Source organism: Streptomyces sp. NPDC030183, assembly GCF_055573455.1.
This window is the reverse complement of the sequence record NZ_JBVIBK010000027.1, coordinates 35,506-59,772: the sequence shown is the minus strand read 5'-3', so window position 1 is coordinate 59,772 and position 24,267 is coordinate 35,506. Positions and strand designations below refer to the sequence as shown.

Here is a 24,267-nt window from a genome sequence, read left to right as displayed (position 1 = left end):
CGACTCCCCGGAACTCAGAGGCGGCAGGCGTGGATGGCGGTGGTCAGGATGGCCCGGGCGCCGATGTCGTACAGGTCGTCCATGATCCGCTGGGCCTCCTTGGCCGGGACCATGGCGCGTACGGCGACCCAGCCCTCGTTGTGCAGCGGCGAGACGGTCGGCGACTCCAGGCCGGGGGTGAGGGCGACGGCCTTCTCCAACTGCTCGACGCGGCAGTCGTAGTCCATCATCACGTAGGTGCGGGCCACGAGGACGCCCTGGAGGCGGCGCAGGAACTGCTGGACCTTGGGCTCGTTCTCCGAGGAGGTGTCGGCGTCGACGCGGCGGATGACGACAGCCTCGGACTTCATGATGGGCTCGCCGAAGACCTCCAGGCCCGCGTTGCGCAGGGAGGTCCCGGTCTCGACGACGTCGGCGATGACCTCGGCGACACCCAGTTCGATGGCCGTCTCGACGGCGCCGTCGAGGTGGACGACGGAGGCGTCGATGCCGTGGTCGGCGAGGTGCCCCGCGACGATCCCCTCGTACGAGGTGGCGACCGTCTTGCCCTTGAGGTCCGCGATGCCGCCCGCCGTGCCCGGCTTGGCGGCGAAGCGGAAGGTGGAGCGGGCGAAGCCGAGCGGCAGGATCTCCTCGGCGTTGGCGCCGGAGTCGATCAGCAGGTCACGGCCGGTGATGCCGATGTCGAGGCGGCCGGAGGAGACGTAGATCGCGATGTCGCGGGGGCGGAGGTAGAAGAACTCGACCTCGTTCTCCGGGTCCACGATCCGCAGTTCCTTGGACTCCCGGCGCTGGAGGTAGCCGGCCTCATGCAGCATCTCCCCCGCAGGGCCGGACAGGGAACCCTTGTTGGGGACGGCGATGCGCAGCATGAGGCGGGCTTCCTTCGTTCTCGTGGGTGCGGAGGGGTGTGCGGGGTACGGCTCAGAGGTGGGCGTACACGTCGTCCAGGGTGATGCCGCGGGCGACCATCATCACCTGGACGTGGTACAGCAGCTGCGAGATCTCCTCGGCGGCCGCTTCCTTGCCCTCGTACTCGGCGGCCATCCAGACCTCGGCGGCCTCTTCGACGACCTTCTTGCCGATGGCATGGACGCCCTTCCCGACCAGTTCGGCGGTGCGGGAGGTGGCGGGGTCGCCGTTGGCAGCCTTGTGCTGGAGCTCGGTGAAGAGCTCCTCGAACGTCTTCTTGGACATGGTGGGCCCCACACTACGCCGTCACGGGCCTGCCTCAGCGCCAGGGTTCAGATACTGAGCGGAGCGTGGCCGCGGTCGCCACGGCCGCGGTCACCGCCTCGTGCCCCTTGTCCTCGTTGGAGCCCTCGATGCCGGCGCGGTCCAGGGCCTGCTCCTCGGTGTCGCAGGTCAGTACGCCGAAGCCGACGGGGACCCCGGTGTCGACGGAGACCTGGGTGAGGCCCTGGGTGACGCCCTGGCACACGTACTCGAAGTGGGGGGTGCCGCCGCGGATGACGACGCCGAGGGCGACGATGGCGTCGTAGCCGCGGCCGGCGAGGACCTTGGCGACGACCGGGAGCTCCCAGCTGCCGGGGACGCGCAGGAGGGTCGGCTCGTCGATGCCCAGGTCGTGCAGGGCGCGCAGGGCGCCGTCGACGAGGCCGTCCATCACCTTCTCGTGCCACTGGGCCGCGATGACCGCGACGCGCAGGTCGCCGACGTTGCTGACGGACAGTTCGGGTGCGCCCTTGCCGCTCACGTTGCTCCTTGGTTCCTGAATCTCGGTACGAGACGGTCGTGCTGTGGTTCTGGTGGTTCTTGTGGTCCGGCTTGTTACTGCTCGCCGCAGGTGGTCACGGTGGCCGTGTCCAGCCAGGGCAGGTCGTGGCCCATCCGGTCCCGCTTGGTGCGCAGGTAGCGGAGGTTGTGCTCGCCCGCGCGGACGGGCATCGGCTCGCGGCCGGTGACCGTGAGGCCGTGCCGGACGAGGGCGTCGGTCTTCTCGGGGTTGTTGGTCAGCAGCCGCAGGCCGCGGACGCCGAGGTCGCGGAGGATCTGGGCGCCGGCGCCGTAGTCCCGGGCGTCGGCGGGCAGGCCCAGTTCGAGGTTGGCGTCGAGGGTGTCGCGGCCGCGTTCCTGGAGTTCGTAGGCGCGCAGCTTGGACAGCAGGCCGATGCCGCGTCCCTCGTGGCCGCGCAGGTAGACGACGACCCCCCGGCCCTCGGCGGCGATGCGTTCGAGGGAGGTCTCCAGCTGGGGGCCGCAGTCGCAGCGCAGGGAGTGGAAGACGTCGCCGGTGAGGCATTCGGAGTGGACGCGGACGAGGACGTCCTCGCCGTCGCCGATCTCGCCGTGGACGAGGGCGACGTGCTCGACGCCGTCGACGGGGGAACGGTAGCCGTAGGCGGTGAAGTCACCGAAGGCGGTGGGCAGCTGGGTCTTCGCCTCACGCTTGACGGTGGGCTCGGAGGAGCGGCGGTAGGCGATCAGGTCCTCGATGGAGATGATCGTCAGGCCGTGCTTGCGCGCGAAGGGGATCAGCTCGGGCAGGCGCAGCATGCGGCCGTCCTCGCCGGCGATCTCGACGATCGCGCCGGCCGGGCGCAGGCCCGCGAGGCGGGCGAGGTCGACGGCGGCCTCGGTGTGGCCGTTGCGTACGAGGACGCCGCCGGTGCGGGCGCGCAGCGGGAAGATGTGGCCGGGGCGGACGAAGTCGGTGGGCCGGGCGGTGCCGCTCGCCAGCAGCTGGAGCGTGGTGGAGCGGTCGGCGGCGGAGATGCCGGTGGTCACTCCGTGCTCGGGGGCGGCGTCGACGGTGACGGTGAAGGCGGTGCGCATGGACTCGGTGTTCTGCTGCACCATCTGCGGCAGTTCGAGCCGGTCCAGTTCGTCGCCCTCCATGGGGGCGCAGATCATGCCCCGGCATTCGCTCATCATGAAGGCGACGATCTCCGGGGTGGCCTTCTCGGCGGCGATGACGAGGTCTCCCTCGTTCTCCCGGTCCTCGTCGTCGACGACCACGACGGGGCGGCCTGCCGCGATGTCCGCGATGGCCTGCTCCACCGGGTCGAGCCCGAAGTTCTCGATGCCGTCGGTGCTGTAGAGAATCGGCGCCATGGTCATGCCGGGGCTCCTTCCAGGGCGGGCTTGCGGGACCGCAGCCACCAGTCGCGCATGCCCCACAGGACGAGCGCGCCGTAGATGATGTAGACGAAACCGGAGAAGGCGTAGCCGTTGGCGAAGTTGAGCGGTACGCCCACGAGGTCGACCAGCAGCCAGGCGAACCAGAACTCGACCATGCCGCGCGCCTGGGCGTACATGGCGACGACGGTGCCGGTGAAGATGTACGCGTCCGGCCAGGGGTCCCAGGACAGGGTGGGGAACGCGGTGAAGAGTCCGCCGACGGCGAGGGTGCCGAGGACGGCGCCGGCGATGAGGTAGCCGCGCTCGCGCCAGGTGGCGAAGCGCGGGGCGATCGCGCCGTCCGTCGACTGCCCCTTGGTGCGGTTCCACTGCCACCAGCCGTACGCGGCGACGGCCATGACGATGACCTGCTTGCCGGCGCTGCCGGTGAGGTGGCCGACGAAGGCACCGAAGAGGATGAGCCCGGAGAGGAACTGCACGGGCCAGTTCCACAGGGAGCGCACGGCGCCGAGTGCGAGGGCGATCAGGCCGAAGATGTTCCCGATCATGTCCGACCAGCGGATCTGCTGGTCGAACACGGTGAAGGCGACCGAGTTCAGCGAGTTCATCGCGTGGCCCCTTGCGATCCGAGGAGCCGCTCGACGTACTTGGCGATGACGTCGACCTCGAGGTTGACCGGGTCGCCGGGCTGCTTGCGGCCGAGGGTGGTCAGGTCGAGGGTGGTGGGGATGAGGCTGACGGTGAAGTGGTCGGAGCCGGCCTCGACGACGGTGAGGCTGATGCCGTCGACGGTGATGGAGCCCTTCTCGACGACGTACCGGCTGAGGTCGGCGGGGAGCGAGATCTTGACGATCTCCCAGTTCTCGGAGGGCTTGCGCTCGATGACCTGGCCGGTGCCGTCGACGTGGCCCTGCACGATGTGCCCGCCGAGGCGTTCGCCGACGGCCATGGGGCGTTCGAGGTTGACGCGGGAGCCGACGGTGAGGGCGCCGAGGCTGGAGCGGTCGAGGGTCTCCGCCATGACGTCGGCGGTGAACCAGTCGTCCTCGTGCTCCACGACCGTGAGACAGACGCCGTTGACGGCGATGGAGTCGCCGTGCTTCGCCCCCTGGGTGACGACGGGGCCACGCAGTCGGAAGCGGGAGGAGTCGCCGAGGTTCTCGACGGCGGTGACCTCACCCAGCTCTTCGACGATTCCGGTGAACACTTCCCGGGTCCTCCTGCCTCGTAGGGCGTGGACTCCGGGGCTGTCGAAGACGACAGAGATCAGCGGACAACGGCACAGGGGGCGACGCCGTGTGAAGGACCCACTCCTCCTGGAGCAGGCCGACAACAGTCGGCGGCGCGCACGCATGCCCGCCCGCCGCGCACTGCCTCCCATCCGGACTTTAACCGTCGGTCCAGGAATTTCACCTGGTCAACCGGCCGCTGGAAGCGACCGGGTCGCGGACTGTAACCGCCGGTTCGGACTTTCACCGACCCCGGAGTGCGCTGCTTCTGGTACAGGGCCAGTGTGCCACGCCTGATCGGCACCCATGCGGGTGATGACTGTGGGGTGGCTCACAGAAGGTGTCACTGGACTTCCACGGCGAGTGACGCCTGGACCCACCCTTGACTGACCACGAGTCAATTCCCGCCCCCTCCGCCCCAGTCGAACCGCGTCGGACGGTGCTCCGGACCATTGACCAGTTTGGTCTAGTCCTTTTAAGGTCGGCGATCGCGGTTACTCGTCCCGAAGGCGCGCTGGCCGCCCTCAGTCGGCCCGGCGGCGGTGACGACGGCCCTTGCCCCGCCGCCGGGTCCCCTTTCCCCCGCCGGGGGGGCCGTTCCCCGATGTCACATTCCGCGGGCGCTGTCCGGTCATGGGTACCGAGAGGCGTTCCCGTGGGGGGAAGCCGGCGTCGAAGGGTGGGACCCATGACCGCGATCCTGGTGACCGGCGGGACCGGTGTCCTCGGCCGGCTCGTCACCGAGCGGCTGCGGGCCGACGGGCACGAGGTGCGGGTGCTGAGCCGGCGCGCGCAGCCGTACGCCGTCGATCTGCTCGCGGGCGGGGGCGGGCCGGACGCGGCGGTGGCGGGGGTGGACACGGTCGTGCACTGCGCGTCCTCGCCGCGCGGGGGCGACGAGAAGGCGGCGGCGCATCTGATCGCCGCGGCACGGCGGGCGGGGGTGGGGCACCTCGTGTACATCTCGATCGTGGGCGTCGACCGGGTGCCGCTCGGCTACTACCGGAGCAAGCTGGCCGTCGAGCGGATGGTCGAGGAATCGGGGCTCGGCTGGACGATTCTGCGGGCGACGCAGTTCCACGACCTGCTCGTGACCCTCTTCGAGGGCCTGTCGAAGTCCCCGGTGATGCCGGTGCCCGCCGGCGTGAGCGACCAGCCTGTCGCCGTCGCCGAGGTCGCCGCCCGGCTGGCCGAACTGGCCGTGTCCGCCCCCGCCGGCCGCGTCCCCGACCTGGCCGGCCCCGAGATCCTGAGCCTCGGCTCCCTGGCCCGGGTCTACCTGACCGCCACCGGCCGCCGCCGCGCCCTCCTGACGGTGCCCCTGGTCGGCAAGGCGTACGCGGGGTTCCGGGCCGGGGGTCACCTGGCGCCGGAAAGGGCGGTGGGCAAGGGGACGTTCGGGCAGCACGTGGCCGAACGCTTCGGTGGACAGCGGAGGACGGGGTGAGCGAAGGGTTCGACGCGAGCGGCCGAGACGGAGGGCCCTCGGCCCTGTCGTCAGAATCCCGCCGTGCCGGGCCCTGACCCGTGTACTGGACGTACTCGGGTCGGGGCCCGGTGCGTCGAGAGCGCGTGCATGGCGTCGCGGGGTAGGTGGGAATGTGACGACAGGGCCTAGCGAGGTGGCGGTGCGAACAGGTCGTCCTGGGCTGCGTCCCTTGCCATGAGGAGGGCCCCGCGCAGGACGGCGGCGCCGCCGAGGGCGCTCGGGCGGACCTCGGTGGGCAGCGGCGACAGGGCCGCCAGCCGGGCCTCGACGCGGGCGGCGAGCACCTCGCCGCCGGCCTGCCCGACCTCACCCCCGAGGACCACACAGCCGGGGTCGAGGACGGCGACGACGGAGGCGGCGCCGATGGCGAGACGATCGGCCAGGGCGTCGAGGAAACGGGCGTGCGCGCCGGTCGGCGGGCGCGTCGCCGGCTCCGCGTGGGCATCGGCCGGGGGCCCTGCGGACGGCGCCCGGGCACCCGTCCCGCCTGTCGCCATGACCACACGCCCGGTCGCGACGGCCACACCGTCTGCCGCCTCGGGCGCGTCCGCCTCGGGCGCGTCCGCCTCGGCCGGTGCGGTCGCGCTTTCGTCCGCCGTGGGGTCGGGTGCGGCGGTCAGCGCTTCCGCGGCCGCCCTCACCAGGGCCGCGGCGTGTGGCTCGGGGCTCGCGGGTGCGGCCGTCAGGTCGTGCTCGGCCGCCAGGGACGCGATCGCCGCGGCGCCGCCCAGCGAGTGGAAGCCGCCCTCGCAGTCGGTGGCCGAGGGCAGGGTCGCGGTGCCCGGGACCGGGAGGAAGCCGATCTCGCCGGTGCCGCCGGAGGCGCCGCGGCGGAGGGTGCCGTCGAGGACGACGGCGGCGCCGGTGCCGAGGCCGAGCCAGAGGAGGACGAAGGTGTCGCGGTCGCGGGCGGCGCCGTCGCGCTGTTCGGCGAGCGCGGCCAGGTTGGTCTCGTTCTCGACGAGGACCCGGGCCGGGAGGCGTTCCCCGAGGGCGGCGGCCAGCCGGCGGTGCCAAGCGGGCAGCCCGGTGCTGTCGCGCAGTTCGCCGGTGACCGGGTCGATGAGCCCGGGGGCGCCGATCCCCACGGTGTGCAGCCGGTCGGCGCCCGCCTCCTTCGCGGCGCGCTCCACGAGGCCGACGGCCTGCTCGACCGCGGGCCCCGTACCCGTGCCGTCCGCGATCGGCACGGACGCCCGCGCCAGTTCCGCTCCGAGCAGATCGGCGACGACGACGGTCACGCCCTCGGTGCGCACGTCGAGCGCGGCGAGGTGCGCGCGGTCGGCGACGATGCCGTAGAGGCGGGCGTTCGGGCCGCGCCGCTGCTCGCCCGACTCCCCCACGACCGAGATCAGTCCGGCCTCGGTCAGTCGCTCCACGAGGTCGGCGACGGTGGGCCGGGACAGTCCGGTGAGCTGCTTCAACTGCCCCGCCGTCAACGGCCCTTCCTCCTGCAGCAGCCGCAGGGCGAGCCGGTCGTTGATGGCCCGGGCGGTGCTGGGTGATGCGGGCATGCCGGGATCCTCCCAGATCGACGACGCGTACGGTTGCCGGCCCTGGGCGGCCGGGCGCACGGCACCGGCCACCGAGCCCGCGACACCGTACGGACAGCGCTCTCTATCTATCAGGCAGGGTTCCTGATAGTTTACGGCGGCGCACGCCCCGGCCGGGAAGGAGGTCCGGAGCGGCTGGACGTCGGATTCCCGAGGCACCCGGGAACACCAGGGAGGGCGGAGAATGACCGCAGTGGTCTACGAGCGGCGCGATGTGCGGCGGGCCCGGTACGCCGTGGCCGCCGTCTTCGCCGTGCACGGAGCGGTGACCGGCTCGTTCGCGACCCGGGTGCCCTGGATCCAGGACCATGCCCAGCTCAGCGCGGGTCAGCTGGGGCTGGCCCTGGCGTTCCCGGCGATCGGCGCGTCCGTGGCGATGCCGCTCGCCGGCTGGGTGAGCCACCGGCTCGGCGCCCGAACGGCGATGCGTGCCCTGATCGCGCTGTGGACGCTCGCCCTGATCCTGCCGTCCCTCGCGCCGAACCTGTGGACGCTCTGCGTCGCCCTGTTCGTCTACGGCGCGACGGCCGGCATGGCCGACGTCGCGATGAACGCGCTCGGTGTGGAGGTCGAGACCCGCCTCGGCAAGTCGATCATGTCGGGCCTGCACGGCATGTGGAGCGCGGGCGCCCTGATCGGCTCGGCGGCCGGCACGCTCGCCGCGCACATCGGCTCGGACGCCCGGCTGCACCACGCGCTGGCGGCGGCCACCCTCACCGTCCTCGGTCTGGCCGCCTGTCAGTGGGTGCTGGACATCCGGGCCACCGAGGACGAGGAGCCGCCGCCCCGGTTCGCGTTGCCGCCCAGGTCGGCGTTGCTCATCGGCGCGATCGGGTTCTGCGCGGTGTTCGCGGAGGGGGCGGCCCTGGACTGGTCCGCGGTCTATCTGCGGGACGAGCTGGCGACCTCGGCGGGCCTCGCGGCGGCGTGCACCACCGGGTTCATGCTCACCATGGCGGCGGCCCGGCTGACGGGTGACGCCGTGGTCAACCGCTTCGGCACGGTACGCACCGTGCGGGCGAGCGGCGTCCTCGCGACGCTCGGCGGTGTGCTGATCGTCGTCGCCAACCACCCGGCGGCCGCCATGGCCGGGTTCGCTCTGATGGGGCTGGGCATCGCCGTGGTCGTACCGCTCTGCTTCGCCGCCGCGGGCCGCAGCGGTCCGAACCCGAGCCAGGCCATCGCGGGTGTCGCGACGATCACCTACACCTCGGGGCTGATCGCGCCGAGCGCGATCGGCGGTCTGGCGCAGCTGACCAGCCTGGTGGTGTCGTTCGGTCTGGTGACGCTGCTGGCGTCCGGGCTCGTTGTGTTCGCCGGGGTCCTGCGGGCCGGGGAGGGCGACCGGCCGCGCGTCAGTCGGCAGGACGCAGCAGTTCCCGACCCGAAGCCCTGAAGCCGTCGGTCCACGCGGTGGGCCGCAGGGTGTCCGCGTCCAGCCGCACGAGGACGCGGGTGCCCTGCGCGTAGGTCCGCGCACCGTCGGGCGAGCAGAAGCGGAAGCCGTAGGTCAGACCGGTGGTGCCGAGCCGTTCCAGCCACAGGTGCACGGCGTAGGTGCCGGGCTGGGTGACCGGCGCCTCGTAGCTGATCCGCAGTTCCTTGACGACGTTGCAGAAGTCGCCGGCCGCGGCCCAGTCGCCGTCGAAGCCGTAGCCCTGCTCCCGCCAGTGCTGGGTCCAGGCGCGCTCGACCATCAGCGGGTAGCGGGCGTTGTGCAGCATGCCGAGGGCGTCCAGGTCGTCGAAGTGCACGGTGACGGGGACGAGCCTGCCGTAGGCGAGGGCGGGGGCTGTCGCAGCTTCGGCGGTCACGGGTGGTGCTCCTGGGGAAGTGGGCGCTGACGGGACGCCCTCATCCTAAGCAACCGCTCAGTGCGGGCGGTGGGCACGGTGCCGACGCCCGGCCCCGGCGGGGCGTGAGCCCTCAGCCTCGCGCCAGTTCGTACGCGTACCCCGGCGAGAACTTCCCGGCCCTGCCCCGGCATCCGTCGGACTCCCCCGGCAGTTTCACCCACAGGTAGGCGTCGATGCGGGGCTCGCCGGTGGTGAGCGTCGGCGGGCGACCGAGGCCCCGTCCTGAGGGGTCGCACCAGGCTCCGTCGGACGGGGCGCCCTTGCCGTTGCGGCTGGTGTCGATGACGGCGCCGAGGTCCGCCGGACCGCCGAGGCCGTCCAGGACCTTCCGGGTGTAGGTGATCTCGGCGTCGGTGCGGTTGAAGTTGGACACGTTGCTGAAGACGCCGTCGGAGGAGTCCGGTGAGGCAGCGCCCGCCAGACGGAGCAGGGTGGCCTGTTTGTCCGGCGCGTTCCATTCCGAGTGGCCGGCGTCGTAGTAGACGCGGGCCTCGGGGTTCGCCTCCTTCAGGACGCGGCCGGCGCGGACGAGCGAGGTGAACCGGTCGGCCCGCGCGTCGGCGGAGAGACAGCCGGACTGGGCGATCGCGTCCGGTTCCAGGATGACGATGACCTCGTCCCGGCCCAGCCCGGCGGCGAACGCGTCGATCCAGGCGTCGTACGCGTCCAGGCTCCGGGCACCGCCCTGGGAGGCTCCGCCGCAGTCGCGGTCGGGGATCGCGTAGGCGACGAGGACCGGCACCCGGTCGTGCCGGGCGCCTGCGGAGGCGACCTCGGCGACCTCCGAGGTGACGGTGGCCGGGTTCGGGTCGGTGAACCAGACGGCGGCCGGGCGGTCGGCGATACGGGACTCGATGACGGCGCTGCGCGGGTCGTCGGGGTGGGCCCGCACCCAGTCGCGGACCTGGGACTCGGGGTGCCGGTAGAGGCCGACGGGCTCGTCCGGCCCGGTGTGCCGGCCGGTCCCGTCCGCCGAGGGTCGGGCGTCGGCCGTCCCGGACGGATCGGTCGACGCGGAGGACGAGGGGGACGAGGGGGACGAGGGGGACGAGGGCGAGGGCGAGGTCCGCGCCGGTGAGGGTGTGGCCGGGCTCGGATGGGCCGTGGGGGCGGGTGAGCCGCCGGACAGGGTCCGCGCCTCGGCGGCTCCCCCGTCGCCGCTCAGCCCGGCCATCGCGCCGGAGACGGTTCCGGCGACGGCCACGATCGACGCGACGGCGATCATGGCGCCGCGTCGCACCTTGCGCCTGTGTGCGGCTCGGCGTGCCGCCAGTCGCTGGGCGCGTGACCCTGACACGTGGTGCTCCCCCCTGCTCCCCGGACCGGGGCCCACCGGCCTCCCGGTACTCCCCGCCGGGCCCGCGTTCCCCCGTTCCGGGGACGCGCCGGGCACGGCGGTGTCGGTGTCAGCCTAGGACTGGGACCCTGCCCCCTATGGCGCAGTTGGAACATTTCACCAATTCCGTGGACTCGGTGGACACCGTCGTCGCCCGTATGCGGGCCCTCGACGCCACCCTGCCCGAGCGGGACGGGATCGCGGTCTTCAACCGTGTCTACCTCACCGTCACGGAGGCCGTCGGCCGGCGCATCGACACCGGCTGCTTCCCGGATCCCGAGGCGGCGACCGCCCTCGACGTGCGCTTCGCGGAGCGGTACCTGCGGGTGGCGGAGGGCCGTTGCGCGCCCGCCTGCTGGCGGCCGCTGCTGCAGCTCCGGCGCCATCCCGGCGTACGTCCGCTGCAGTTCGCCCTCTCGGGCATCAACGCGCACATCGGGCACGACCTCGCGCTCGCCGTCGTGGACGCCTGTCGTACCCTCGGCTGCGAACCCGCCGACCTGGAGGACGAGTTCGAGCACGTGGGCGATCTCCTCGTATCGCTGGAGGAGCGCGTCCGCGAGGAGCTGATGCCGGGTCCCGACCTTCTCCAGGTCGCCGATCCGCTCACGCATCTGCTCGGGTCGTGGAGCCTGGAGCGGGCCCGCGAGGCCACCTGGGCGGCGGCCCGGGCGCTGTGGGCGCTGCGCGGACTCCCCGATCTCGCGGAGGAGTTGGCCCACCGCCTGGACGCGGCGGTGGGCTTCTCGGGACGGATGCTCCTGACGCCGCTGCCAAACTGATCCGCGGAGTTCCGAAGCCCCCGCCGGCTGGTCGGCGGAGGGCTCAGTCCTCCGGGAGTTCCACGGGCGCGATCTCGTCGTACAGGTCGCCGGGGCCGGGGTTGGTCGCGTCGGTGGTGCCGCCGAGGTGGCGCATGACGCCCCAGACGGCGTTGAGTGCGGTCTGGATCGCGCCCTCGGCCCAGCCGGCCGTCCAGGAGATGTCGTCGCCGGCGAGGAAGATGCCGCGCTTGTCCTCGGGCAGCCGGTCCTGCATGAAGTGGGTGAACAGACGCCGCTGGTAGCGGTAGTGGCCGGGCAGGTTGGCCTTGAACGCGCCCATGAAGTAGGGCTCGTTCTCCCAGGAGACGGTGACGGGGCTACCGATGATGTGCTTGCGGATGTCGACCTTCGGGTAGATCTCGCCGAGCGACTTCAGCATGACCTCCATCCGCTCGTTCGCGGACAGCGGCAGCCACTTCAGGCTGTCGTCGCACCACGTGTAGGAGAGGCAGATGACGGCGGGCTTGTCCGGGCCGTCGTCGAGGAGGTAGGTGCCGCGCGTCATCCGGTCGGTGAGGGTCATCGACATGACGTCCCGCCCGGTCTCCTCGTCCTTGTCCAGCCAGAAGGGCCGGTCGACGGGCACGAAGAGCTTGGAGCTCTCCATGTAGTGGGTGCGCTCGATCGCCGTCCAGTGGTCGATCGGGAAGAGCGAGTCGTCGCAGTCGATCTTCGACAGCAGCATCCAGGACTGGGCGGTGAAGACGGCCGCCTTGTAGGTGCGGATCTCGCCGTGGGCGTCCGTCACGGTGATGCGGTTGCCGGCCGTGCGGTGCAGCCGGGTCACGGCCGGGCGGGGCTCGCCGTTCTCGTGCAGCGTGGCGAGGGACGTGCCGTACGCCCAGTGCACGATCTTCTCGGGCTCGCGCTCCCAGAGGCGGAGCGGGAGCTGCTGGCTGCCGCCGACGATGCCGCGGTGGTGGTCGTCGGCCTCGGTGTAGACGACGCGCAGGATCTCCAGGATGGAGTTCGGGAAGTCGGTGTCCCAGCCGCCGGTGCCGAAGCCGACCTGGCCGAAGATCTCGCGGTGCCGGAAGGACTTGAACGCCTCGGAGTCGCAGAGGAAGCCGTAGAAGGTCTGGTTGTCGAGCTTCTCCACGAGCCGCGCCCAGATCTCGCGGATGCGCGGGACGTCCCGCTCGCGCATGGCCCGGTTCATGTCGGAGAAGTCGGCGCCCTCTTCGAGGCACTTGTTCCAGGCGTCGGCGACATCGCGGTAGACCTGCGGCAGGTCGTCGATGGTCTCGGCGTAGTGGGACTCGCCCTTGAGGTCGACGACGGTCGAGGGCGTCGTCTCGGCGAGGGGGTTGGGGAAGGGCCGCGTCTCCAGGCCGACCAGGTCGATGTAGTGCTGGAGGGCGGTGGAGGACGGCGGGAAGCGCATGGCGCCCATCTCGGCGGTGAGCGAGGGGTCGCAGCCCTCGAAGCCCACCGTCCGCAGCCGTCCGCCGATCCGGTCGGCCTCGTACACGACCGGCTTGAGGCCCATCTTCATCAGCTCGTACGCCGCCACGATGCCGGACAGCCCGCCGCCGATGACGGCGACCTCGGTGCCGTGCTCGGTCGCCGGGATCTGGCCGAGGCCCGCCGGGTGGGCCAGGAAGTCGTCGTACGCGTACGGGAAGTCCGGGCCGAACATGGTGATCGGCGGCTGCTGCTCGTCTGCGTGCTCGATGGCGTTGGGCACGGTGGACGTCATGGGGTACGGACTCCTTGCGGGAAAGCGGCGGGGCGGGGCTGGCGGGAGGGTCAGACGAGGGACCCGTAGAGACCGGGGCGGCGGTCCGTCAGATACGGGTTCGCCGCGACGAACGCGGGGTCGACGTCGGCGAGGACGAGGTCCTCGTCGCGTCCGGCGCGGGTGCGCGCGACCCCGTCGGGCCCGGCCAGGGTGGAGAGTCCGACGAACTCGAACTCCCCTTCGCGGCCGACCCGGTTGACGTACGCGACGTACATCTGGTTCTCGAAGGCCCGCACCGGGATCATCGACTCGGCGACGAACTGGAACGGATGCATCTGGGCCGTGGGCACCACGAGCAGGTCGGTGCCGGCGAGGGCGTGGGCGCGGACGTTCTCCGGGAACTCCACGTCGTAGCAGATCATGATCCCGACGCGGACGCCGTCCAGCTCGGTCTGGACGACGGGCTGCTCGCCCGGGGTGAAGTGGTCCCGCTCGAAGCAGCCGAAGAGGTGCGTCTTGCGGTAGTTGGCGAGCCGGGTGCCGTCGGCGGAGACGAGCTGCGCCGCGTTGAAGACGACCTCGCCGGACCGCTCCGGGTATCCGTAGGCGACCGCGAGCCCGTGGCGTCCGGCGATCTCCGCGACCGCGTCCGCCGAGTCGCCGTCGGCGGGCTCGGCGAGCCGGGCGATGTCGTCGCCGATCGCGTACCCCGTCAGGAACATCTCGGGGGCCACCAGCAGCCCCGCCCCGGCAGCGGCGGCGCGGCCCGCGGCTTCGTCGAGCACCTTGAGGTTCTCGACGACCGAGCCGGGGCGGCCGGAGCTCTGGAGCAGGGCGATGCGCATGCGCGTTCCTCACCGGAAGGAGGGGGTCTGGGGGTCATGTAGACGGTACGGGCGGCTGACCAGGCCGGACAAGGAGGAGCCGTTGCGCGCCGGTGAGCGGTTCGTTGCGTCCTGGGCGGGATCCGCGGCGATTCGTTGCGCACCTCGGGCGGGGGTCAGGCGCGTGCCGTGGGCGTCCCCTTCCTCGCCGCCAGGACCAGCGCCGTCACCAGGTAGGGCACCGCGAGCACCGCGAAGACGGTGCTGTGGGGGTGGTGTGCGCCGAGCGCGGCGTACCCGGCGAAGACGGCGACCGTGGCGACCTCGGTGCCCATGCTCGCGACCGAGGTGAGAGTGGCCCGCCGCTCCCCCTCGATGCGGTCCTGGAGCCGGGCGTCGGCGAGCACGGTGACCAGCTGGAAGCCGCCGAAGGCGACGCCCACGAGGGCGACACCGGCCGGGCTGGACGTCAGGGCGCCCCCGGCGAGGGCGAACGCCGAGACGGCGAGGACCACTGCGAGCCCGGTCGTGCCCAGGCGCTCGGCGGCGCCGGTCAGCAGGCTGCCGATCATGGGTCCGGCCCAGATCAGCAGCAGGTAGGGCACCGTCTGCTCGGCCACGCCGGTGTCGCGGACCAGCAGCGGGGTGTACTCGTCGAGGGCGCCCCACACGGCTCCGACCGCCGGGACGAGGAGCAGGGCCCCGCGCACGGAACGGTTCCGACGGGCCTCGGCGAGCCCGTTCCGCAGGGTGGTCGTCCCGTCGGCGCCCGCGGCCGTCGCCGGCCGGTGCTCGGGGAACCGTGTCGCCAGCGCCGAGGTCAGCACACACACCAGGACGCTCGCCGCGCCGACGGCCGGGTAGCCGCCGAGGTCGAGCACGGGCCCGGCCAGTCCCATGGCCGCCATCACGGCGATCATGCCGGCCACCTGGGCGCGGCCGATCACCCGCGCGTACCGGTCGGCTGCGCCGAGGCGGTCCAGTTCGTCGTAGACCAGCGCCTCCAGCGCGCCGGAGCCGAGCGCTCCGCGCACCCCCCACAGCACGAAGCCGAGGGCGAACGCCCCGTACGACGGGACGATCACCCACAGGGCGAAGCCGGTGGCGGTGAGCAGCGGGCCGAGCCACAGCAGCAGCCGTCGGGAGACGGCGTCGGCCAGGGCGCCGGAGGGGACCTCCAGCAGGATCCCGGTGATCGACCACAGGGCGAAGAGCGAGGAGATCTGCCAGAGGGTCAGACCGGTGTCGCTGAACAGCAGCGCGTACACCGGGTAGAGCAGCACGAAGTCGTCGAGGAACGCGTAGCCGTACAGCGTGGCCGTCAGCCGTCGGACTCCGGTGGTCCGGGAGTCCGCGGCGCGGGGCGCGCGCGCAGGTGAGAGTGTCATGGGGCCTTCCCGCAGGGGCGATTCGGACGTCCGGGGTACGGCGTCCGAGGCGGCCCTCGGGAGGCATGGCCGGTGGATCAATGTCGCCAGGTCATGGCACCGATGCTAGCCGGGCCGTCCCGCCCGGCCCACTGGATATCGGTCGTCACTGCCCGTCGGCCGGGCGCAGCGCGAACGTCGTGATGACGGCCGCGTGGTCCGACGGCCAGTCGTTGTCCTCGACGTCCGGCCAGGGGCGGGGCGTGCCGCGGACGTAGGTGCGGGAGCCGAGGACCGTGAGGCCCCGGTGCAGGACGAAGTCGATGCGGTCCTGCGGCTCCGGTCGGCCGCTGCCGTCCTCGTGCTCGGCGTGTATCGGCGACCAGGTGTGGCCGGGGTCCCGCTCGGGGTCGGGGTGGGCCTCGCGGTAGGAGTCGCGCAGGCCGGCCGCCTCGGCGGCCCGGGTCACCGGCCAGTCGACCTCGGGCCGGTCGAGGTGCGAGGGGCTGTTGAAGTCGCCCACCACGACCACCGGCACGGTGTCGTCGAGTCGGCTCAGGCAGTCCCGCATCTGGGCGAGGCGGACCCCCTCGTGGGCGATCAGCTCGTCGGCGCCCAGCCCGTCGAAGGCGGCCTCGTACGGGCCGTACGGCTTGTAGTCGAGGTGGACGGTCCACACGTCCACCTCGGTGCCGGTGCCGGTCCTGACCCGGACGCCCGCCGCCCCGTAGAAGCCGACGTCCGGGTCGCCGAGGCGGGCCGTGATCGGGTGGCGGCTGATGACGCCGAGGTTGTCGCCGGCCCGGTGGTGGTGCCAGCCGAGGGCCTCGGCGAGTTCCTCGGCGGCGGTACCGTACGTCTCCTGGAGGCCCACCACGTCGGCACCGGTCTCGGCGATCACCGCGAGCTGTTTGGCCCGGTGGTCGCGGACCTTGGTGCCGCCGTGCCAGAGGTTCCAGGTCATCACGCGCAGGGTGGGTCCTTCGGGGGCGACCAGCCGGCGCAGGCTCGCCGGGGTCACGTCCTCCAGGCTCTGCCGCACGGTGCGGCCCGGCGCCTCGTCGATCGGCGCGAGCGAGGGCACGGCGAGGACCACGCAGCCCGCCGCCTCGGCCGAGGCGACACCGGTCTCGGTGTCCTCGACGGCCACGCAGGCGGCGGGGTCGACGCCGAGGGCGCGGCAGGCGGCGAGGTAGGGGTCGGGGGCGGGCTTGGTGTGCTCGGTGTCGTCGGCGGTGACGGAGACGGCGAACAGGTCGCGGCCGAGGACGTCGAGGACGGTGTCGGCGACGGCGCGCGGCGAGGCGGTGACCAGGGCGGTGGGGACGCCCTCGCGGGCCAGGGTCCGCAGCAGTTCCAGTGCGCCCGGCCGGGGCACGATCCCGGTGCGGACCCGGTCGGCGAACTCCCGGTGGAGCGCGACGCCGAGATCGCCGGGGGCCGCGTCCGTGATCCCGGCGAGCCAGGCGGCGGTGTGCTCGACCGGGCGGCCCAGGACGTCCGGCTGGTCGGCCGGGGTGAGCGTGCGGCCGAGGCCGGCGGCCACCTCTTCCACCGCCTCCCACCAGAGCCGCTCGGTGTCGACGAGCGTGCCGTCCATGTCGAACAGGGCGGCCTGGAGCGGGGGTCGGGACAAGGGTCTCCCTTTCCGTGGGGGTGCCGGGGCTGTGCCCGGCCGCGGGGGCCGGGCGGGACGGTCGGTGGGTGGCAGGGGGACGGGGTGGTCAGCCGGGGGCCCGCAGGCCAGGGGGTCGGTGGGTGGGTGGCATGCGGGCGGGCTGGTCAGCCCGTGGCCCGCAGGCCGGTGCGGTCAGCGCGTGGCGCGCACGGCCGGCGCATGCCCCGCAAGGCCCGGCAAGGCCCGGCGATCAGCGCATGGCCCCCACGACCGGGTGGTCAGCGCGTGGCTCGTGGAGCGACCAGCACCGGTCGGTCCGGGAGGCTCACCGCCACGGCCGTGCCGGCGCCGAGGCGCGCCGCCTCGTGGGTGGGCAGGTCGGCCTTGACCTCGGTGCCGTCGGCGAGCCGTACGGTGAGGCGGGTCGCGGCGCCGAGGAACGCGGAGGCCACTACGCGGGCGTCGCCCGTGTCGTCGGGCCGTACCCCGACCGCCTCCGGCCGGACGAGGACGTCCACCTCGTCGGCGGCGGGCGCCGTCCCGTCCACCGGGAGCCGCCGGCCCAGCACCTCGACCGTCGTGCCGTCCAGCCGCCCGGGGACACGGCTCATCGTGCCCACGAACTCGGCGACGAACGCGGTGGCCGGACGCCCGTACAACTCGACCGGGGCCGCGCACTGTTCGAGGCGCCCGGCGTGCATCACGGCGACCCGGTCGGCCATGGACAGGGCCTCCTCCTGGTCGTGGGTCACGAAGAGGGTGGTGATGCCCAGCTCCTGCTGGAGCCGGCGGATCTCCTCGCGGAGCGTGAGCCGCACCTTGGCGTCGAGGGCGGAGAGGGGTTCGTCGAGCAGCAGGACGCGGGGCCGCAGGGCCAGCGCCCGGGCGAGGGCCACGCGCTGCTGCTGGCCGCCGGAGAGCTGGTGCGGGTACCGGTCGCCCTTGTCGGCGAGACCCACGAGGTCCAGCAACTCGGCCGCGCGGTACCGCCGTTCGGCCGTGCGCACCTTGCGCATGCGCAGCCCGAACGCCACGTTGTCGAGGGCGCTGAGGTGAGGGAAGAGGCTGTACGACTGGAAGACCATGCCGGCGTCGCGCCGGTGGGCCGGAACGCGGGTGACGTCCTCCCCGTCGACCAGCACCTCGCCGGCGTCGGGGTGTTCGAACCCGGCGAGCATCCGCAGCGCGGTGGTCTTGCCGCAGCCGGAGGGTCCCAGCAGGGCGAGCAGTTCGCCGGGCCGTACGGTGAGGTCGAGTCCGTCGAGGGCGACGGTCGTCCCGAACTCCCGGCGCAGGCCCCGGAACTCGACGGTGGCGGCGGTGTCGGTGGCGATGGTGGCGGTGGTCTCAAGCACGGTCATCGTTCATCCCCGTGAGGCGAAAGCGGTTCGGGTGCGTCCGCCGGAGGAGGCGAGCGCGAGGAGCAGGGCCCAGGTGACGAGCAGGCTGAGCACCGAGACGGCGACGGAGAGCTGGGCCTGCGAGCCGCTGACGTTGACGATCCACACCGCGAAGGGCCGGAAGCCCAGCAGCTGGGCGACGGTGAACTCGCCGAGGACGAGCGCCAGCGTGAGGAACGCGGAGTTCAGCAGGGCCCCGCGCAGATTGGGCAGCACCGCCCGCACCAGCGCCTGCGGCCAGCTCGCCCCGCAGCTGCGGGCGGCCTCGACGAGGGTGCGGACGTCCATGGCGCGCAGGCCGGCGTCGAGGGCCCGGTACACGAAGGGCAGCGCCATCACCACGTAGGCGAGGACCAGCACCACGGGGAAGTCGGGGTTCTGGATCGCCACGAAGGTCTGGAACAGCGGGGTGCGGGAGAGCTGCTCGGGCCCCCACTTGAGCACGGTGCCGAGCCCGGCGACGAACGCGATCGGCGGCACCACCAGCGGCAGGGAGCACACCACCTCCACGACCGGCCGCAGCCGGGGCGCGCCGAGCCGCAGCGCGACCATGGCGGGCACCATCAGCAGCAGGACGACGGCGATGGTCGCGGCGGCCAGCTCCAGCGACAGCAGCAGGCTGGAGACGAAGCCGTCGGTGCCGAGGATCCGCGTGTACGCGTCGAAGGTGACCCCTTCGCCCGGCACGTCGACCGTGAAGATCACGGAGGCGGCGAGCGGAACGAGGAAGTACAGCCCGGCGCAGGCGAGGACGAGCGGGCGCCACAGGGCGGGGCGCCGCGCCGCGCGGCCGGGGTTCAGGCCAGCCATCGGGCGCTCCGACGTTGCAGGGGCAGGTAGACGGCCATGACCAGTCCGGCGATGAGGACCATGTCGAGGCTGAGGGCGAGTGCCACGTTCTCCTGGCCGACGAGGACGTTGCCGGAGATGGCGTCGGCGATCTGGAGCGTGACCAAGGGGATGGAGCTGCCCACCATGGCCGCGGCGGTGGCGTACGCGGCGAAGGCGCTGCCGAAGAGGAGCACGAGCCCGCCGAGCAGGGAGGGCGCGAGCACGGGCAGGGCCACGTGGAGCCAGTACTGGAGGCCGGTGGCGCCGTTGTTCTGGGCGGCCTCCCGCCACTGGACGCGCAGTCCGTCGAGGGCGGGGGTGATGGTGAGGACCATCAGCGGGATGAGGAAGTACAGGTAGACGATGACCAGACCCCAGAAGCTGTAGAGGTCCCAGCCCTTGTCCGTGAGGCCCAGCTGCCGGGTCAGCACACCGGAGTTGCCGAGGGTGGCGACGAACGCGAACGCGAGCGGGACGCCGCCGAAGTTGGCGAGCACCCCGGAGGCGGTGAGCACGGCCTCGCGCAGCGCCGGGAAGCGGGAGGTCACGACGGCCTGGGCGAGCGGCAGCCCCAGGAGGGCGGCGAGCCCCGCCGAGACGGCTGACAGCTTCACGCTGCCGACCATGGCCGTGAGGTAGGCCCCCTGCACGGAGGCCGTCATGTTCGCCGTGGTGTACGACGTGGCGCCGGTCGTCTGGTCCTTGACGGTGAACGCGCCGTTCAGCATGGCGAGGGCGGGCAGTCCGAACGCGACGGCGACGAAGGCGAGCAGGGGGAGGACGGCGAGCCAGCCGCCGGCGCGGGGCCGCCGCTTGGGGGAAGCGGCGGCCACCAGCGGGGTGTCGGCCTCGGTGACGACGGCGGTCACCCGGAGACCGCCTTGCCCCAGCCCTGTCCGAGCACGTCCTTGGCCTTGGTCTGCTGGTCCTCGGTCGGGAACTCGGGGGTGCCGTCGACCCTGGGCAGCTTGGCCGCGGCCGCCTTGTCGAGGGTGCCGGCCTTCTCCATGGCGGGCATCAGGGCCGGGCGGGCGTATCCGGCGAGCCACAGGTTCTGGCCCTCGGCGCTGTAGAGGTACTCCTGCCACAGCCGGGCGGCAGCTGGGTGCGGCGCGTCCTTGTTGATGGCCTGGGAGTAGTACTGGGAGAACTTGCCGTCCTTCGGGACGACGACCTTCCAGTCGACGCCCTTGGACTTGAACTCGTCGGCGTACCCGGCGTTCAGGTAGTCCCAGTCGATGCTGATGGGCGTCTCGCCCTTCTCGACGGTGGCAGGGGTGGACTCGACCGGCGTGTAGTTGCCGTTCTTCTTCAGCTTGGCGAAGAAGTCGAGGCCGGGCTGGATGTCGTCGAAGGAGCCGCCGCTCGCCAGGGACGCCGCCCATACGCCGCCGAAGGCGGAGCCCGACTTGGTGGGGTTGCCGTTGAGGGCGACCTGGCCCTTGTACTTCGGCTTCAGCAGGTCGGCGAAGGTCTCCGGGCACTCCTTCACGCGCCCCGCGTCGCACCCGATGGATATGTAGCCGCCGTAGTCGTTGTACCAGCGGGCCTTTGGGTCCTTCTGGCCCTCGGGGATGTCGGCGAACGAGGCGACCTTGTAGGGCGCCAGCAGTCCCTGCTGGGCGGCGCTCAGAGCGAAGGAGCTGCCGAGGTCGAGCACGTCGGGCGCGCGGTCCTGCCCCTTGCGGGAGGTGACGGCGTTGATCTCGTCCTGGCTGGCCCCGTCCGGGTTCTCCACCTCGATCTTGATGCCGTACTTCTTCTGGAAGCCGTCGATCAGCGCGCCGTAGTTGGCCCAGTCGCGGGGCAGGGCGATCGCGTTGAGCTTGCCCTCCCGCTTGGCCGCCGCGACCAGCGCGTCCATGCCGCCGAAGTCCTCGGCCGAGGTCGCGGTGGCCGCGTCGACGCCGTCGCCGGTGGTGGTGGTCTCGGGTGCCGCGCCACAGGCGCCGAGGGTGAGGACGGCGGCGGCGAGGGCACCGCCGATGACGGCGGTTCTCGGCGGGAAGAGGTTCACTGGCTCTCCAGGGGTACGCGCAGGGGACGATCTGGGTGGAGCACTTGTCTGAACAAGTTGGCCTCATTAGGTCCGCGCTTCATATCACGCGCGTAAACTCCCGCGAAATACTCGTGCACGTTTTCCCGCACAATCACCGGCGGACGGTCTTGTTCAGCGGTCTCCTCCCCGGCTCGTTAGGCTGGTCGCGCTGTAGACAGCCGATGACCGGTCACGACGCGGACGACGGAGGGGGACCATGGCGGCCCGACACGAGGAGATCGCCGAGGCGCTGCGGCGGGCGATCGACCGTGAGGACTACACGGTGGGGAGTCTGCTGCCCCCGGAGACCGAACTCGCGGCCCGCTACGGCGTCTCGCGGGGCACGGTCCGCCAGGCGGTGGCGACGCTGACCGCCGAGGGCCTCATCGGCTCACGCCAGGGCGCCCGCCGGGTGGTGCTGGCCGGCCGGCGCAGTCAGAGTTTCGCGGAGCTGCGCAGTTTCGCGCAGTGGGCGCGGGCGATGGGCCGAGAGGCGACGGGCCGGGTGATCACCCAGGAGTGGCGGACGGCCACCGCCGAGGACCGGGTCCGCCTCCAGCTCGACCCGGGCGCCCGCGTCCTGCACGTTCTGCGGCTGCGCGGTCTCGACGGACAGCCGGTCCTGCTGGAGCGCACGGTCTACGCGGACTGGATCTCCCCCGCCGTCGAGCACATCGAGGCGGACTGCCCGTCGGTCACGCAGCGTCTGCTGGACGACACCGGGCTGGTCTTCGCCTACGGCGAGCACGTCATCGACGCGGTGGCCGCGGGTGCCCGGGACGCCGAACTCCTCGCCGTACGCCGCACCAGCCCCCTCCTGCGCGTCCGACGCGTCACCACCACCCGCGAGGGCCGCCCGGTGGAGTGGTCCGACGACCGCTACCGCCCGGACGCGGTGAGCTTCAGCGTCCACAACTCGATCGGCAACAACGCGCTGGCCAGGAAGACCGCGGAGTGACGTGGAGCTCCCGAGGCACCGCACGCCCCGATGCTCTCCACCGCACGCCCCGAGCCCTCAACCGCACGCCCCGAGCTCTCAGGCGGGCGCCCCGGAGGAGAACCGCCGCAGCAAAGGAGAGAGAACGAGCACGGACTTCGTCCGCTCCACGAACGGCTCCCCCGCGATCCGCTCCAGCACCCGCTCGAAGTGCCGCATGTCCGAGGCGAAGACCTGCACCACGGCGTCGGCCTCGCCGGTGACCGTGGACGCGGCGACGACCTCCTGGTAGCGCTCCAGCCCCCGTTGGATGGTCTCCGGCGACGTGTTGCGCCGGCAGTAGATCTCGACGAACCCCTCGGTCTCCCAGCCGAGCGCGGCGGGGTCCACCCGGACCGTGAACCCGGTGATGGCCCCGGTCGCCCGCAGCCGGTCCACGCGCCGCTTGACCGCGGGGGCGGACAGGCCGACGAGTTGGCCGATGTCGGCAAAGGAGCGGCGGGCGTCCTCGGCGAGGGCGTGCACGATGCGTTCGTCGAGATCGTTCAGCACTGCGGGTGGATCACTTCTCTGGAGTTGCGAGACGGGAGCGGCGATAGCCGTAACTGAAGTAGAACACGAGCCCGACGGCCATCCAGACCCCGAAGACGACCCACGTGATGGTGTCGAGGCTGCCCATCATCCACACACAGAACGCGCACCCGAGGGCGGGCAGCACCGGCGACAGCGGCACCCGGAAGGTGCGCGGCATGTCGGGCCGGGTCCGCCGCAGCACCACGACCGCCACGTTGACCAGCGCGAACGCGAACAGCGTGCCGATGCTGGTGGCGTTGGCGAGCTCCCCGAGCGGAATGGCGGCGGCGAGCACACCGCAGAACAGCGACACGATGACGGTGTTCACCCGAGGCGTCCCCGTCTTCGGGTTGACCCGCGAGAACACCTTCGGCACGAGCCCGTCGCGCGACATGGCGAAGAGGATGCGCGTCTGCCCGTAGAGCACGGTCAGCACGACACTGGCGATGGCGATGACCGCGCCGGCGGCCAGCAGCGTCCCCCAGAACGCGTCGCCGGTGACGTCCTTCATGATCCCGGCGAGCGCGGCCTCCGAGCCGTCGAAGCTCTTCCAGGGCCGGGCCCCGATGGCGACGGCGGCGACCAGGACGTACAGCGCGGTGACGATGACCAGCGACAGCATGATGGCCCGCGGCAGGTCCCGCTGCGCGTTCTTCGCCTCCTCACCGGCGGTGGAGGCGGCGTCGAACCCGATGTACGAGAAGAACAGCGTGGCCCCGGCGGCGCTGACGCCGGCCATGCCGAGCGGCATGAAGTTCTCGTAGTTGCCGGAGCGGAAGCCCTGGAGGCCGATCAGGCAGAACAGCAGCAGCGCGGCGATCTTCACGGCCACCATGATCGTGTTGGCGCGGGCGGACTCACGGGCACCGCCGAGCAGGAACGCCATGGCGAGCAGGACCACGATGAGCGCGGGCAGGTTGAAGATCCCGCCGTCTCCGGGCGGCGCCGACAGCGCGTCCGGGATGGTCACGCCGATCGTCCCGTCGAGCAGTTCGTTGAGGTACTCGCCCCAGCCGACCGCGACGGCCGACACCGAGACGCCGTACTCCAGGACCAGGCACCAGCCGCAGACCCAGGCGATCAGCTCGCCCATCGTTGCGTACGCGTACGAGTAGGAGGACCCGGAGACGGGGATGCTGCCGGCCAGCTCCGCGTAGGAGAGGGCCGAGAACAGGGCGGTGAGACCGGCGATCACGAAGGAGAGGGTGACGGCCGGCCCGGCCTTGGGGACGGCCTCGCCGAGGACGACGAAGATGCCGGTGCCGAGGGTGGCGCCGATGCTGATCATCGTCAGCCGCCACATCCCGAGGGAGCGCCGCAGCGAGCCTCCCTCGCCCTGCCCACCCTCCGCGACCAGGCGTTCCACGGGCTTACGGCGCAGCAGCCGTCCGGCGACACCGCCGGGGGGCGGGACGGGGTGACTCTGCTGCTGCGGGGGTGCGCCTTGGTCGAGCACGCGCCGGCTCCTTCTTCGAATGAAACTCAGGGCGAGAGAGGACCGACAGCACCGGGGAACCGAGGGCCACCGAGCAGGAGGTCCCCGCCACGCCACGTACAGCGCACGACCCTATGAGCCAGGGCTTTACGTGCGTAATGCGGCAACCTTGCG

23 protein-coding genes and 1 riboswitch are annotated in these 24,267 nt (G+C 72.3%); of the genes, 4 read left to right on the top strand and 19 right to left on the bottom strand.

Annotated elements, in window-relative coordinates; genetic code table 11:
* Positions 1–14 precede the first annotated feature (14 nt).
* The 6 genes from hisG to ACZ4Z2_RS29240 all read right to left on the bottom strand — a co-directional run bounded on the left by hisG (position 15) and on the right by ACZ4Z2_RS29240 (position 4,309).
* Positions 15–872, bottom strand: a complete 858-nt coding sequence (hisG, locus tag ACZ4Z2_RS29265; RefSeq protein ID WP_468080021.1) for an ATP phosphoribosyltransferase — start codon at positions 870–872, stop codon at positions 15–17.
* A 52-nt stretch (positions 873–924) separates the two neighbouring features.
* Positions 925–1,197 (bottom strand): phosphoribosyl-ATP diphosphatase, encoded by a 273-nt coding sequence (locus ACZ4Z2_RS29260; protein ID WP_128378439.1) that lies wholly within the window; start codon positions 1,195–1,197, stop codon positions 925–927.
* Positions 1,198–1,231: 34 nt separating this feature from the next.
* Positions 1,232–1,717, bottom strand: a complete 486-nt coding sequence (gene ribH, locus ACZ4Z2_RS29255; RefSeq protein ID WP_055537205.1) for a 6,7-dimethyl-8-ribityllumazine synthase — start codon at positions 1,715–1,717, stop codon at positions 1,232–1,234.
* A 74-nt stretch (positions 1,718–1,791) separates the two neighbouring features.
* Complete coding sequence (locus ACZ4Z2_RS29250) at positions 1,792–3,081, bottom strand: bifunctional 3,4-dihydroxy-2-butanone-4-phosphate synthase/GTP cyclohydrolase II (protein WP_468080019.1); 1,290 nt, start codon at positions 3,079–3,081, stop codon at positions 1,792–1,794.
* Positions 3,078–3,710, bottom strand: a complete 633-nt coding sequence (locus ACZ4Z2_RS29245) for a nicotinamide mononucleotide transporter family protein (protein WP_468080017.1) — start codon at positions 3,708–3,710, stop codon at positions 3,078–3,080. Before ACZ4Z2_RS29245 ends, ACZ4Z2_RS29250 begins: the two co-directional genes overlap by 4 nt.
* A complete protein-coding gene (locus tag ACZ4Z2_RS29240) occupies positions 3,707–4,309 on the bottom strand; it encodes a riboflavin synthase (protein WP_468080015.1) in 603 nt (200 codons plus the stop codon). The genes ACZ4Z2_RS29245 and ACZ4Z2_RS29240 overlap by 4 nt, the downstream gene beginning before the upstream one ends.
* A gap of 156 nt (positions 4,310–4,465) precedes the next feature.
* Positions 4,466–4,596: riboswitch (FMN riboswitch) on the bottom strand.
* Positions 4,597–5,019: 423 nt separating this feature from the next.
* Between ACZ4Z2_RS29240 and ACZ4Z2_RS29235 the strand changes: the two genes are divergently transcribed.
* Positions 5,020–5,778 (top strand): SDR family oxidoreductase, encoded by a 759-nt coding sequence (locus ACZ4Z2_RS29235; RefSeq protein WP_468080014.1) that lies wholly within the window; start codon positions 5,020–5,022, stop codon positions 5,776–5,778.
* A gap of 167 nt (positions 5,779–5,945) precedes the next feature.
* Here ACZ4Z2_RS29235 and ACZ4Z2_RS29230 read toward each other — a convergent pair whose 3' ends face one another.
* Positions 5,946–7,334, bottom strand: a complete 1,389-nt coding sequence (locus tag ACZ4Z2_RS29230; protein ID WP_468080012.1) for an ROK family transcriptional regulator — start codon at positions 7,332–7,334, stop codon at positions 5,946–5,948.
* Between the two features lie 223 nt (positions 7,335–7,557).
* On the opposite strand from ACZ4Z2_RS29230, the gene ACZ4Z2_RS29225 reads away from it, so the two are divergent.
* Positions 7,558–8,769 (top strand): MFS transporter, encoded by a 1,212-nt coding sequence (locus ACZ4Z2_RS29225; RefSeq protein ID WP_468080010.1) that lies wholly within the window; start codon positions 7,558–7,560, stop codon positions 8,767–8,769.
* Here ACZ4Z2_RS29225 and ACZ4Z2_RS29220 read toward each other — a convergent pair.
* Together ACZ4Z2_RS29220 and ACZ4Z2_RS29215 are read right to left on the bottom strand one after the other, a co-directional pair.
* A complete protein-coding gene (locus ACZ4Z2_RS29220) occupies positions 8,729–9,187 on the bottom strand; it encodes an acyl-CoA thioesterase (RefSeq protein ID WP_468080008.1) in 459 nt (152 codons plus the stop codon). The two genes, ACZ4Z2_RS29225 and ACZ4Z2_RS29220, sit on opposite strands and share 41 nt — an antisense overlap.
* A gap of 112 nt (positions 9,188–9,299) precedes the next feature.
* Positions 9,300–10,454 (bottom strand): glycoside hydrolase family 6 protein, encoded by a 1,155-nt coding sequence (locus ACZ4Z2_RS29215; RefSeq protein WP_468080006.1) that lies wholly within the window; start codon positions 10,452–10,454, stop codon positions 9,300–9,302.
* Positions 10,455–10,663: 209 nt separating this feature from the next.
* Between ACZ4Z2_RS29215 and ACZ4Z2_RS29210 the strand changes: the two genes are divergently transcribed.
* Positions 10,664–11,347 carry a DUF5995 family protein gene (locus ACZ4Z2_RS29210; RefSeq protein ID WP_468080004.1) on the top strand — a complete coding sequence of 228 codons (684 nt, stop codon included), beginning with the start codon at positions 10,664–10,666 and terminating at the stop codon, positions 11,345–11,347.
* A 43-nt stretch (positions 11,348–11,390) separates the two neighbouring features.
* Here ACZ4Z2_RS29210 and ACZ4Z2_RS29205 read toward each other — a convergent pair whose 3' ends face one another.
* From ACZ4Z2_RS29205 to ACZ4Z2_RS29170, 8 genes are all read right to left on the bottom strand, one after another.
* Positions 11,391–13,088 (bottom strand): flavin monoamine oxidase family protein, encoded by a 1,698-nt coding sequence (locus ACZ4Z2_RS29205; RefSeq protein ID WP_468080002.1) that lies wholly within the window; start codon positions 13,086–13,088, stop codon positions 11,391–11,393.
* 50 nt (positions 13,089–13,138) lie between these two features.
* Entirely contained in the window at positions 13,139–13,915 is a 777-nt protein-coding gene (locus ACZ4Z2_RS29200; RefSeq protein ID WP_468080000.1) for a carbon-nitrogen hydrolase family protein, read from the bottom strand.
* Positions 13,916–14,070: 155 nt separating this feature from the next.
* On the bottom strand, positions 14,071–15,282 hold the full coding sequence (locus ACZ4Z2_RS29195) for an MFS transporter (RefSeq protein WP_468079998.1): 1,212 nt from the start codon (positions 15,280–15,282) through the stop codon (positions 14,071–14,073).
* A gap of 145 nt (positions 15,283–15,427) precedes the next feature.
* A complete protein-coding gene (locus ACZ4Z2_RS29190; RefSeq protein WP_468079996.1) occupies positions 15,428–16,897 on the bottom strand; it encodes an HAD-IA family hydrolase in 1,470 nt (489 codons plus the stop codon).
* Positions 16,898–17,157: 260 nt separating this feature from the next.
* Positions 17,158–18,240: an ABC transporter ATP-binding protein gene (locus ACZ4Z2_RS29185; RefSeq protein WP_468079995.1), complete on the bottom strand. Its 1,083-nt coding sequence runs from the start codon at positions 18,238–18,240 to the stop codon at positions 17,158–17,160.
* 3 nt (positions 18,241–18,243) lie between these two features.
* Complete coding sequence (locus ACZ4Z2_RS29180; RefSeq protein ID WP_468079994.1) at positions 18,244–19,089, bottom strand: ABC transporter permease; 846 nt, start codon at positions 19,087–19,089, stop codon at positions 18,244–18,246.
* On the bottom strand, positions 19,077–19,979 hold the full coding sequence (locus ACZ4Z2_RS29175) for an ABC transporter permease (protein ID WP_468079992.1): 903 nt from the start codon (positions 19,977–19,979) through the stop codon (positions 19,077–19,079). The genes ACZ4Z2_RS29180 and ACZ4Z2_RS29175 overlap by 13 nt, the downstream gene beginning before the upstream one ends.
* Entirely contained in the window at positions 19,976–21,127 is a 1,152-nt protein-coding gene (locus ACZ4Z2_RS29170) for an ABC transporter substrate-binding protein (RefSeq protein ID WP_468079990.1), read from the bottom strand. Before ACZ4Z2_RS29170 ends, ACZ4Z2_RS29175 begins: the two co-directional genes overlap by 4 nt.
* A gap of 238 nt (positions 21,128–21,365) precedes the next feature.
* Between ACZ4Z2_RS29170 and ACZ4Z2_RS29165 the strand changes: the two genes are divergently transcribed.
* Positions 21,366–22,106, top strand: coding sequence for a GntR family transcriptional regulator (locus tag ACZ4Z2_RS29165; protein WP_055540255.1), 741 nt, complete (start codon positions 21,366–21,368; stop codon positions 22,104–22,106).
* A 78-nt stretch (positions 22,107–22,184) separates the two neighbouring features.
* On the opposite strand, the gene ACZ4Z2_RS29160 is transcribed toward ACZ4Z2_RS29165, so the two are convergent.
* Positions 22,185–22,637: an Lrp/AsnC family transcriptional regulator gene (locus ACZ4Z2_RS29160; RefSeq protein WP_466802675.1), complete on the bottom strand. Its 453-nt coding sequence runs from the start codon at positions 22,635–22,637 to the stop codon at positions 22,185–22,187.
* A gap of 10 nt (positions 22,638–22,647) precedes the next feature.
* Complete coding sequence (locus tag ACZ4Z2_RS29155) at positions 22,648–24,114, bottom strand: amino acid permease (RefSeq protein ID WP_468079989.1); 1,467 nt, start codon at positions 24,112–24,114, stop codon at positions 22,648–22,650.
* Positions 24,115–24,267: the final 153 nt, after the last annotated feature.